The 11,222-nt window shown below is 33.9% G+C and carries 10 protein-coding genes; 7 read left to right on the top strand and 3 right to left on the bottom strand.

Features of this window, described 5'->3' with window-relative positions:
- On the bottom strand, window positions 1–225 hold a 225-nt coding region (locus tag ABJI11_RS00930; RefSeq protein ID WP_348348644.1), incomplete at its 3' end, for a hypothetical protein.
- 255 nt (window positions 226–480) lie between these two features.
- On the opposite strand from ABJI11_RS00930, the gene ABJI11_RS00925 reads away from it, so the two are divergent.
- The 6 genes from ABJI11_RS00925 to scpA all read left to right on the top strand — a co-directional run bounded on the left by ABJI11_RS00925 (window position 481) and on the right by scpA (window position 8,270).
- Window positions 481–2,775, top strand: a complete 2,295-nt coding sequence (locus tag ABJI11_RS00925) for a PAS domain S-box protein (RefSeq protein ID WP_348348643.1) — start codon at window positions 481–483, stop codon at window positions 2,773–2,775.
- A gap of 11 nt (window positions 2,776–2,786) precedes the next feature.
- Entirely contained in the window at window positions 2,787–3,203 is a 417-nt protein-coding gene (locus tag ABJI11_RS00920; RefSeq protein ID WP_348348642.1) for a response regulator, read from the top strand.
- Between the two features lie 104 nt (window positions 3,204–3,307).
- Complete coding sequence (locus ABJI11_RS00915; RefSeq protein ID WP_036151377.1) at window positions 3,308–3,460, top strand: YqaE/Pmp3 family membrane protein; 153 nt, start codon at window positions 3,308–3,310, stop codon at window positions 3,458–3,460.
- A gap of 301 nt (window positions 3,461–3,761) precedes the next feature.
- On the top strand, window positions 3,762–4,559 hold the full coding sequence (locus ABJI11_RS00910) for a DUF6503 family protein (protein WP_348348641.1): 798 nt from the start codon (window positions 3,762–3,764) through the stop codon (window positions 4,557–4,559).
- A 182-nt stretch (window positions 4,560–4,741) separates the two neighbouring features.
- A complete protein-coding gene (locus tag ABJI11_RS00905; RefSeq protein WP_348348640.1) occupies window positions 4,742–6,115 on the top strand; it encodes a methylmalonyl-CoA mutase subunit beta in 1,374 nt (457 codons plus the stop codon).
- Complete coding sequence (scpA, locus tag ABJI11_RS00900) at window positions 6,108–8,270, top strand: methylmalonyl-CoA mutase (protein ID WP_348348639.1); 2,163 nt, start codon at window positions 6,108–6,110, stop codon at window positions 8,268–8,270. The genes ABJI11_RS00905 and scpA overlap by 8 nt, the downstream gene beginning before the upstream one ends.
- A gap of 72 nt (window positions 8,271–8,342) precedes the next feature.
- Here scpA and ABJI11_RS00895 read toward each other — a convergent pair whose 3' ends face one another.
- Window positions 8,343–9,587, bottom strand: a complete 1,245-nt coding sequence (locus tag ABJI11_RS00895; protein WP_348348638.1) for an MFS transporter — start codon at window positions 9,585–9,587, stop codon at window positions 8,343–8,345.
- 236 nt (window positions 9,588–9,823) lie between these two features.
- Here ABJI11_RS00895 and ABJI11_RS00890 point away from each other — a divergent pair, with 236 nt between their 5' ends.
- A complete protein-coding gene (locus tag ABJI11_RS00890) occupies window positions 9,824–10,393 on the top strand; it encodes a RidA family protein (RefSeq protein ID WP_348348637.1) in 570 nt (189 codons plus the stop codon).
- Between the two features lie 184 nt (window positions 10,394–10,577).
- On the opposite strand, the gene ABJI11_RS00885 is transcribed toward ABJI11_RS00890, so the two are convergent.
- Window positions 10,578–11,174, bottom strand: coding sequence for a hypothetical protein (locus tag ABJI11_RS00885; RefSeq protein WP_348348636.1), 597 nt, complete (start codon window positions 11,172–11,174; stop codon window positions 10,578–10,580).
- Between the last annotated feature and the right edge of the window lie 48 nt (window positions 11,175–11,222).

Genomic DNA, 11,222 nt, shown 5'->3' with positions numbered 1-11,222 from the left:
TTCTAGAAAGTAGAATTGGTAATTTGTTTGTTGTTCAATATCAGAAATTACAGATAATAATGAAGCTGCGGTGTATTGTCCATTAACGAAAATTGTTTCTTGGGCATAACCTATACTTAAAGTAAAAAGTAAAATAAAGTAGACTAAGGTCTTTTTTATAGGTGTTGGTCTGCCAAATTCAATAAGAATTTTGAGTAAACTTTTATTCGGTCTTTGGTTAGTCATGTTGGTTGGTTGAATCATAACAAGATATGAAAAACTTATTTATAGAAAAATGTGACATTTTTAATAATTAAGTTGATTTATTATAAAAAACACGAATTAATCGCTGCATTACTGGTAATATGATTATTTGTAATTAATAGGTTTGTACATAAAGTTTTAAACCGGTTATCGTAATCTTTTACTTACAGATCTATTTTTCTATTTATCGGTATTTTATTACTATTTTTATCATAAATACTTGTTAAAATTAAGACTTTGACCCAATATCCGAATAAATCAGAACTTCAAGAAAGACATCATCAAATTTTTATAGAACAGGCCCCAACTGCCATTGCAATGTTGGACAAGAATATGGTGTATTTGGCGGTCTCTAAATGTTGGTTAAAAGATTATAAATTAGATAGGCAAGATGTTGTAGGGCGTTGTCATTATGATGTTTTTCCTGAGATTGGTGATGATTGGAAAAAGGATCATCAAGAATGTCTAAAAGGAGCAGTTAATATTTGCGATGAAGCTCCTTTTTATAGAGCAGACGGCACTATACAATGGATTTATTGGGATGTACGCCCATGGTATAATCAAAAAGGTGATATAGGTGGTTTGCTTATGCATACCGGTGATATTACAGAGCAAAAAGAGAAAGAATTAAAAGAAGAAAAGTACAATAACATATTAAGTGATACCAGTGAAATTGCAAGAATTGGAACATGGGAAATTGACCTTTTAAAAGATGAAGTTTACTGGAGTAGTATGATCTATGAAATTCATGAAGTTTCGTCTGATTATATTCCAACTATCGATTCTGGATTTTTGTTCTTTGAAGATTTAGAAAGCCGTAATCAAATTTCTAAATCGCTTAATAATGCTATAGAAAAAGGTAAGCCCATTAATTTAGATTTACAACTAAAGACAGGAAAAGGTAATTATAGATGGGTTAAGATTATTGGAAAGGTTGAGGTCGTTAACGAAATTCCTTCCAAGATTTTGGGAATAACACAGGATATAACGTCAATTAAAGAATCTGAAACAAAATTGAAGAAAGCCCATACGGAACTTGAGGCTATTTTTAATTCTAAATCTATTGCCGTAGTAACTACAGATAAAGATGGAGTAATAAATCGTTTTAATAGTGGAGCAGAACAGTTATTGGGGTATTCACCTGAAGAAATGATAGGTAAGCATAAGCCCGAAATTTATTTACTTGAAGATGAATTAGCGCAATTTAGAAAGGATATGATTGCCGAGTTTAAGAAAAGTGTTGCAGATAAAAATTTTAACTATAGGAATGAAAATGTCAATGATACCAGGCAATGGATGTATAGAAGAAAAAATGGGTCAACATTTCCTGTATTATCAACAATAACAGCTATTAATAATAATCAGGGTATAAATGAAGGATTCATTGCAGTTGCTACAGATATTTCTAAAATTAAGGAAGTCAAAGATGAATTGCGAAGAAAGAACGATCTTTTAAATTATGCGGAACAAATTACTTTGATGGGTAATTGGCAATGGAACTTGGTAACGAATACTGTTGTTTGGTCATCAAATTTATATGGCATTTTTGGTATAGAAGAGGGTAGTGTTGAATTACAATATGACACATATTTAGATTTTGTACATCCAGAGGATAAAGATCAAGTTATTGAGCATGTAGAAAAATTCATATCAAATAGAAATAAGAAAGGCCTTGTTCATCGCATAGTATTAAAGGATGGAACAATTAAAACAATTAAAATAATAGGTGAAGTCTTTACCAATGTTAAGGGCGAAATAACAGAAATAATCGGAGCTTGCCAAGATATAACTGAGGCTAAAAAAGCGGAAGAGAAATTAATAGCTACAAAGGAAGAATTAGAAGTCTATACGCAAAAACTTTCTTCTCAAAATCAACAATTGGCAGATTTCACTCATATAACTTCACATAATTTAAGAGCGCCCGTAGCCAATCTTAATTCTTTATTGGAAATTTATAGTTATTCTGATGATGAAGAAGAACGCGCAGATATATTTGATAAATTTAGTAGCGTTATCGATCACTTAACTTCTACCTTAAATACTCTTATTGAAGCTTTAAAAACAAAGGTGGGAGATGCTAATGAGAATCTTGAAGAGTGCGATTTAAATAATTTATTAGAAAAAACAACACAAATATTAAGTGGAGAAATTTTGAAAAGTGGAGCTGTATTAACAAGCGATTTTACTAACATTTCAAATATCACTTATAATCGGATATATCTAGAAAGTATTTTTTTAAATTTGATCGGAAATGCAATTAAGTATAGATCAGAAAATAGAAGCCCCGAAATAAATATTACTTCCGAAATTATAAATGGAAAGATTAATCTAAAATTTCAGGATAATGGTCTTGGTATTGATCTAAAAAAGCATGGACGTAAGCTTTTTGGACTCAATAAAATTTTTCACAGACACCCAGATGCAAAGGGTGTCGGTTTGTTTCTGACAAAAACGCAAATTGAAGCTATGGGCGGCACTATCACTGCTGTTAGTGAGGTGAATGTTGGTACAACGTTTATAATTAATTTTTAAGTAAGCTTGCTATGAGTAATATTTTGAAAACGTGTATTGTTGATGATGATTCCATCTATCGATTCACAATGGTAAAAACACTACAATCTACCAACTTACCAATGGAGATAATGGCTTTTTCTGATGGAGAAGAGGCAATTGATTTTATGCTGGATAATCTTAATCAAGATTCCGTATTTCCTGATGTCATTTTTCTTGATATTGATATGCCCATTATGGACGGATTTCAATTCATGGAAGAGTACATTAAAATTAAGCCTAGAGTAGGTAAAAAAATCACCATTTATATGGTGTCATCTTCCTTAGATCCAGTTGATATCGAAAGAGCAAAGAAAATTAGCGCTATTTCAGATTACATTGTAAAACCAATTGGTTTAGGTAGGTTAAAGAGTATTTTAGAAGAGTTGTTGAAAGATAGAAAAGACTAATCTTTTTTTAGGATGTAAAAATTTTTAAGGGCATCTTTCAAATGAATAGGGTTAAGCTAAAATGCTAAATACCAGTAATTTTGATTGAACCTAAAAAATAAAACATGTCCTTACTAACAATTATTTTAAATATTTTATTACCACCATTAGCTGTTTTTATGAAACACGGTATTGGTACCACACTTTTAATAAGTATTCTATTGACATTACTTGCTTGGTTGCCGGGTGTAATTCATGCTTTTATTGTAAATCAATAGATTGTAACATAAAATTTGTCTTGCCTACGTGTTAAGGCAGTGACATTTAGAAACCGAATAGCTATCAAAATGATGATAGTTGTTCGGTTTTTTATTGATATAATATATTTATAGGTATTTTTTTGTTCTTGCTATATTTTGGTACAGTTGTTAACACTTATTGTGAAGCAATACTGTAAAGTTGGGTCATATAAATTTTAACTTTGATATGTTAGTAAACATTTTTACAATCGACTATTTGGTTTTAAAAATATTTGCATTAATTATTGATAACTCCAACTCAAATTAATATTCTGAACAAATGATCAAGAATTTCAAAATAGTAATAGGTTTAGCATGTTTAGCCGTTTTAGCTTGTAAGAATCCTAATAAAAAAGATGAAATAAATACAAAGGAAAATCCAGTTGTAGAAAGCCAACAAGAAAGCGCAGAGGCTATTATTCAAAATACCATTCAGGCTCATGGTGGTACTGCTTATGATACTGCAAATTATGAGTTTGTATTTAGGAATAAAACGTACAAGTTCAATAATGCCAATGGATTTTCTTATCAAGTAAATTTTAAGGATAGTATTGGTAATAGAATTAATGATGATTTAAGCAATGGGTCATTCATAAGAACTGTCAATGATAAGGTTGTTGGTCTATCTAAAAAGGATATTGCAGTACACAGTAATGCTTTGAACTCGGTTATTTATTTTGCTACACTACCGCATAAGTTAAACGATACCGCAGTTCATAAAGAGCTTGTTGGCAAAACGGTTATTAAAGATGAAGATTATGATGTTGTACGTGTTACTTTCGGTAAAGAAGGTGGAGGTACAGATCATGATGATATTTTTATGTACTGGATCAATAAACAATCTCACTTTGTTGATTATCTAGCGTATAGTTACAGTGTTAATGATGGTGGTGTGCGTTTTAGAAGTGCTTATAACCCTAGAACTATTGATGGTATTCGTTTTCAAGACTATATAAATTGGGCAGCTCCGGTGGGCACTCCTTTAAAAGATTTACCTGCAATGTTCGAAAAAAACGAACTAAAAGAACTATCTAGAATTGAAACAGAAAAAGTGCGAAATCTAAACGCAATTGAATAGATAGAATGGTCTTCATTCAAGCGCAGATTTTATTCCATAATCGAAATTTAATAAAACTTTAAATCAATGTTTTTTGGGCTAGTCCCAAGGTTATTTTCTTATTGTATCTTTGAGAGATTACGTTAAATTCGGTTTTAATAATTAAATCAAAAAACTCGTTTTTTAATTAAACTCTGTCTTGTATGAAGGGAGATACTTTGTTTGACAATTTTAAGACCATATCTGAAAAAGAATGGAAACAGAAAATTCAATATGATCTAAAAGGAAAAGATTATAATGAGGAAGTTGTTTGGGATTCTCCTGAAGGAATAAAAGTAAAACCTTTTTATCATGCAGATGATTTGGAGCATGTAAAGGTAAAATCAACACAAATTTTTTCTTGGAAAATTGGTCAGTCCATTTATGCCGGTAATGCTATAATGGCAAATGAAAAAGCGCTCAAAAGCATACAGAAAGGTGCAGAAGCTCTTCGGTTTCTTATTCCTGAAGAATCAATAGATATTGCGGTTGTTTTGAACAATATTGATTTAAGTATCGTAGAAGTGTATTTAAACATGCAATTTTTGTCCAAAGAATTCATATCTAAAACGCTTTCCAAAATACCTCAATCAAAAAAAATACATTTTCAAGCTGATCCCATTGGTAACTTGGCAAGATCAGGTAATTGGTATACATCAATGTCTTCAGATATAGGATTGGTGAATGATTTAGTTTCTAGTGAAATTGAAAATTTGCTTAGTATAGATGTCTCGCTTTATGAAAATGCGGGAGCTGATATGGTGCAACAATTGGCTTATGCAATGTCTCATGCAAATGAGTATTTGAATATATTACAAGAGGGCAATACTCTTTCTAAATTAAAAAGTATAGATTTTAAAGTAGCCGTTGGGGGTAATTATTTCTTTGAAATAGCCAAGCTAAAAGCATTACGTAACCTTTGGGATGTTTTGGCAAATGCATATGAAATTTCTATTCCTTGTCATATCAATACTGAGCCATCAAAACGCAACAAGACTATATATGATTATAATGTAAATATGTTGCGCACTACAACAGAATGTATGTCTGCGGTGTTAGGTGGTTCTAACACGGTTTTTAATCTTAATTACAACGCTGTTTATAAAAAAGATAATGATTTCGCTGATCGTATAGCTTTGAATCAGCTTATATTGCTGAAAGAAGAAAGTTATTTTGATAAAGTAGAAAACCCGGCAGAGGGCAGTTATTATGTAGAAACTATTACGAGCCAATTAGCAGAGAAAGCTTTGATTTTATTTAAGGCTATCGAGAAAGATGGCGGATTCTTAAAGCAATTAAAGAACCATACTATACAGAATAGAATTGCTGATGGGGCACGTAAACAGCAAGAGAGATTCAATAAAAAGAAGACTGTTCTGGTAGGTACAAATGCATATCAGAATGAAAACGATAAAATGGCTCAGGAATTAGAGTTGTATCCGTTTGTAAAGAAGAATCCTAGAAAAACGTTGATTACGCCCATTATAGAAAAACGACTGGCAGAAGAGCTAGAGCAAAACCGTTTGTCACATGAGTAGAAAGGACTTGCAACATATTCAATTGGCTACTGAGGCTACAACTGGTAATAGTCAAAAAAACTTCAAAGATAAATCTGATGACGCTCCGTTTATTACTGCGGAAACTATTCCGTTGAAAAAGAGCTACACAAAAGAAGATATTGAGGATATTGAACATTTAAATTTTGCGGCAGGTATACCACCATTTTTACGCGGACCCTATTCTACAATGTACGTACTACGTCCGTGGACTATAAGACAGTATGCCGGATTTTCAACTGCAAAAGAAAGTAATGAGTTCTACAGAAAGAATTTAAAAGCAGGACAAAAAGGATTGTCGGTAGCTTTTGATCTACCTACACATAGAGGTTATGATAGTGATCATGAGCGTGTAGTCGGTGATGTTGGTAAAGCGGGTGTGGCCATAGATACAGTTGAAGATATGAAAGTACTCTTTGATGGTATACCGCTGAACGAAATGTCTGTTTCTATGACCATGAATGGTGCAGTACTACCTATTATGGCGTTCTACATTGTTGCTGCAGAAGAACAAGGGGTGTCCTTAGACAAGTTAGCCGGAACCATACAAAATGATATTCTAAAAGAGTTTATGGTGCGTAATACGTACATCTATCCGCCAAAACCTTCAATGCAATTGGTAGCAGATATATTTGAGTATACTAGTAAACATATGCCCAAGTTCAATAGTATAAGTATATCTGGGTATCATATGCACGAAGCTGGTGCGCCTGCACATTTAGAATTGGCATATACATTATCCGACGGATTGGAATATATTAAGACAGGAATAAAAGCCGGATTAAAGATCGATGATTTTGCACCACGACTTTCCTTTTTCTGGGGGATAGGGATGAACCACTTTATGGAGATTGCCAAAATGCGTGCAGCAAGAATGCTTTGGGCAAAAGTGGTAAAAGAATTCAATCCGAAGAACGAAAAATCGTTGATGCTTAGAACGCACTGCCAAACTAGCGGATGGAGCCTTACTGAGCAAGATCCATTTAACAATGTAGCAAGAACGACTATAGAAGCTTCTGCTGCCGTTTTTGGAGGCACACAGAGTTTGCATACCAATGCTTTGGATGAAGCCATTGCCTTGCCTACAGATTTCTCTGCTAGAATTGCTAGGGAAACCCAAATATATCTGCAGCAAGAAACCAATATGACTAAAACTGTAGATCCTTGGGCAGGTAGTTATTATGTAGAAAAACTAACGCATGATTTGGTACATAAGGCTTGGGAGTTGATGCAAGAGGTAGAGAATCTTGGCGGTATGACCAAGGCAATTGAAACCGGAATACCGAAAACTAGAATAGAGGAAGCAGCGGCAAGAAAACAAGCAAGAATAGACAGTCAGCAAGATGTGATTGTCGGTGTCAACAAGTATCAATTAACGGAAGAAGACGAACTTCAAATTTTAGAGGTCGATAATAAAGAAGTACGCAGGCAGCAATTAGAACGCTTAGAAGAAGTAAAGGCAAATAGAAATACAGCTGTGGTCGTCCAAAAGTTGCAGGAGCTAACCATTACGGCCAAGAATAAATTGCAGGATAGCGATTCGGAAGAAAATTTACTAGCTTTAGCAGTAGCTGCGGCAAGAGAGAGAGCAACTTTAGGTGAGATAAGTAGTGCCTTAGAAGAGGCATTTGGCAGGCATAAGGCAATTATTAATTCATTTATAGGCGTGTATTCAAAGGAAATTAAGGAAGATAGTAGTTTTAAGAAAGCACAAGAACTAGCAGATAAGTTTGCGGAGCAGGATGGTCGTAGACCACGTATTATGGTGGCTAAAATGGGTCAAGACGGTCATGATCGTGGAGCTAAGGTTGTTGCTACAGGTTATGCCGATTTAGGGTTTGATGTAGATATAGGTCCGCTTTTTCAAACCCCAAAGGAAACCGCTAAACAAGCAGTAGAGAACGATGTTCATATCTTAGGAATCTCTTCTCTCGCTGGCGGACATAAAACTTTAGTGCCAGAAGTAGTTAAAGAACTTAAAAGCTATGGTCGCGAAGATATTATGGTTATTGTTGGGGGAGTGATACCTAAGCAGGATTATAGTTTTCTAAAGGAAGCAGGTGCAACAGCTGTATTTGGTCCGGGAACCAAGATTAGTGATGCAGCTATTCAATTGTTAGAAATACTGATAGAATAACAACAAAATTGTAAAATAAAAAATGCCCGAGCAAATTCATTGCTCGGGCATTTTTTATATAATTAAAAGAAGTTACGCAGTGGCAATTTCTCCATTAGCCTCTTTGTTCTTTAGCCAGAAATATAAAATGGTAAATAGAACTATTAATATAGCAGGGAATAGAACCATAGTGCCTAAAGTTTCTTGACCTGAAATTAATTCTAATTCATCACCAGTAAATCCTTGTGCTTCTGCAGCAGCTCTGTCAGCATCGATCCAACTACCAATGATGGGTTGAAAGATAGAAGATGAGAACATACCTATTGCTCCGATGATAGACATACCTAATGCACCTGTTTTTGGAGTTTTTGTTGCAGCTAGACCAATCATGTTTGGCCAGAAGTAAGCAACACCAAGTGCGAAAACTACAGCCGCTACATAAGCCATAGCTCCTGTTTGTGTGCTAAATAAATAGATACCTAAAGTTGCTAAAACCGCAGAGCCCAAAAGAACTCCTGTTTGGTTGAATTTTGCTACCATGCTACCTCCGAAAAATCTTGCAACGGCCATTAAACCTGCTGTTAACGCTAAAATTATTGTTGGCTCAGCTCCACTTTTAGAAAGAATAAGACTTACCCATTGGTTTGGTCCGAATTCAGAAATTGCGGTCAGTGCCATACATATTCCGATAAACAAGAATAGGGGAGTAAACATTCCTTTTAAGTTGCCGCTAATAGTTGCCGCTTCTTCAATTTTAGCTTTAGGCCAAGTTTGTCCATAAAATAAATAGGCATAGATTACAGCTGGTATTAATAATAACCATACTTGGCTTTGACCAATGATACCGAAATCTGTCATAAAACCAGATAGCAAGCTACCTACAGCAATACCACCAGGAAACCACATGTGAAACCTATTTAGCATCGTACTCATTCTATTGCCTTTGTAAGCATCTGCGATCATTGGGTTACAAGCAGCTTCGGTACAGCCATTACCAAGACCTATAAGAAGGTTGGCAACCAAAAGACCCATATAACTTCCTGAAAAGATTAAAAGTAAAATACCAATAGCGTGTGCAAAAAATGCAAACTGCATAATCACTTTACCTCCTACTTTATGATAGATCAAACCACCAATGACCATGGCAATTGGGAAACCAGCAAACCACATAGATGTAATTAAACCAGCTTGACTAGCGCTTAATTCTAATTCAGTTTTTAATTGATCTAATATACCTGCCGCAATGGCAAAAGAAAATGCCGTAGTAATTAAAGCGAAACAGCTGGCATAAAAGAGCCTATTCGCATTTACTTTAGAAGTTGCTGTAGAACTTTCCATATTTAAATTGATTTAGTTGTTGTTTTGTTAATTTGCTAAACTAATAAAAATGAAATAATATCAATGCTTTTTTAGTAAAATGATACCTTAACTACGACAGAAAGCGCAAAAAATAATATTTATATAATTTTTAATGTTTTTTATGCAATGAGTTGTTTATAGATTTTGACGGTATTGTATTGATAATGAACTATTAGGTAACTTGTAGTCTTAATAACCACCTTTAAATAGATATTATGAAATACTGTATTTATGTTCTTTTGTCATTCTTGATCATTAGTTGCGCCGATGTTAATAAGGATGCCGAAAAAGAAAATTCCTCTAAAGAAACAGCTGATGTCGATTATAATCCGGAAGCTATTTTAGATAGTTTAAATATTACCCTTAGAGATCAAGGAATTCCTGTAGCAAATTATGTTCATGCTGCAAGAGCCGGTAATTTACTGTTCTTAGCGGGTAAAGGACCTAAACAGGCAAATGGTGAAAATATAATTGGTAAGTTGGGCGATAGTTTAACCATAGAACAAGGCTACCAGGCGGCCCGTGAAGTTGGTATTAACCAATTATCGGTATTGAAAGCTGAATTAGGTAATCTAAACAAAGTAAAAAGAATTGTAAGTGTACACGGTATGGTGAACGCTGCTCCAGATTTTAAAGATCATTCTAAAGTGATCAATGGCTATTCAGATTTAATGGTAGAAGTGTTTGGTGATAATGGCAAACATGCGCGCGCTGCAGTGGGTATGGGCTCTTTGCCTGGTAATATGGCAGTTGAGATAGAAATGGTGGTAGAGATTTATGAGTAGAATAGATAACCTAACTGTTTATATTACTAAGAAAGTTTAATATTGGATAATAGGTTAAAAGAGTTATTTATACCGTTACATCATTTTTATAAGAAGAAATTGATAAGCTATTTACAACCTTGTTACTTTGAAATTTATTTTCTTTTAATTTTTGATGATTTCTATTTTATAGCTTATTAAATATTTATTCGAGCCAAATTTTGGTTATCGCCATGTTGCATCCTGTTTTACTTCTAGAGTCAAGTTGTAGTCTTATAAAATCGATATCGGAAAATGTAAAATCATCGCCAGTTGGCTTTATTTCTGAAAACGGAATGGTAAAGACGAACTTACCTTCACGAGCCGGTACATGCTTGCCGTATGCAGCATAAGTGGTATTTGTGAATAGGTTTAGGTTTATGCCGTTAACAGTACTCTTTGCTTCAAATTCAACTTTTAACGATTTATACTTGCTTGCATCTATATTTAGTGGGGCATTACCAGTTTTATTGACGCCATAGTTTATATAAGTAGTGCCCCGAGTGTCATAACCGTAGCTCATGACAAGGATTCCTTTTTTTATACTTAACTGCATGTTATGCTCGAAAGGATTTTGATTGAGTTTTGCAAATATCTGTCGATTTTGACCAATAATATGATTACCTGTTTGCAGTTTTCTATTTTCATTCATATCGGTAAAAGTCAAATGGCTGATTTCACCAGTGGTAAAATCATCAATTATAAGTTGAGCGTTCATGGTTATAGATGCTGTACAGATAAATAGGAGGGTTGCTATTTTCATTTTTATATAGTTTTTGGTTGCAACTATTCATGCTAATTAGAAGAAAAG

Source organism: Maribacter sp. (assembly GCF_039968975.1).
Classification (GTDB): domain Bacteria; phylum Bacteroidota; class Bacteroidia; order Flavobacteriales; family Flavobacteriaceae; genus Maribacter.
Note: the sequence above shows the minus strand (reverse complement) of the source record. Positions and strands in the feature narration are given on the sequence as shown.

What these genes read in the sequence shown, in the direction of transcription:
- ABJI11_RS00920 (WP_348348642.1), top strand. Translation starts at nt 2,787, where the DNA reads ATGAGTAATATTTTGAAAACGTGTATTGTTGATGATGATTCCATCTAT.
- ABJI11_RS00915 (WP_036151377.1), top strand. Translation starts at nt 3,308, where the DNA reads ATGTCCTTACTAACAATTATTTTAAATATTTTATTACCACCATTAGCT.
- ABJI11_RS00910 (WP_348348641.1), top strand. Translation starts at nt 3,762, where the DNA reads ATGATCAAGAATTTCAAAATAGTAATAGGTTTAGCATGTTTAGCCGTT.
- ABJI11_RS00905 (WP_348348640.1), top strand. Translation starts at nt 4,742, where the DNA reads ATGAAGGGAGATACTTTGTTTGACAATTTTAAGACCATATCTGAAAAA.
- scpA (WP_348348639.1), top strand. Translation starts at nt 6,108, where the DNA reads ATGAGTAGAAAGGACTTGCAACATATTCAATTGGCTACTGAGGCTACA.
- ABJI11_RS00895 (WP_348348638.1), bottom strand. Translation starts at nt 9,587, where the DNA reads ATGGAAAGTTCTACAGCAACTTCTAAAGTAAATGCGAATAGGCTCTTT.
- ABJI11_RS00890 (WP_348348637.1), top strand. Translation starts at nt 9,824, where the DNA reads ATGAAATACTGTATTTATGTTCTTTTGTCATTCTTGATCATTAGTTGC.
- ABJI11_RS00885 (WP_348348636.1), bottom strand. Translation starts at nt 11,174, where the DNA reads ATGAAAATAGCAACCCTCCTATTTATCTGTACAGCATCTATAACCATG.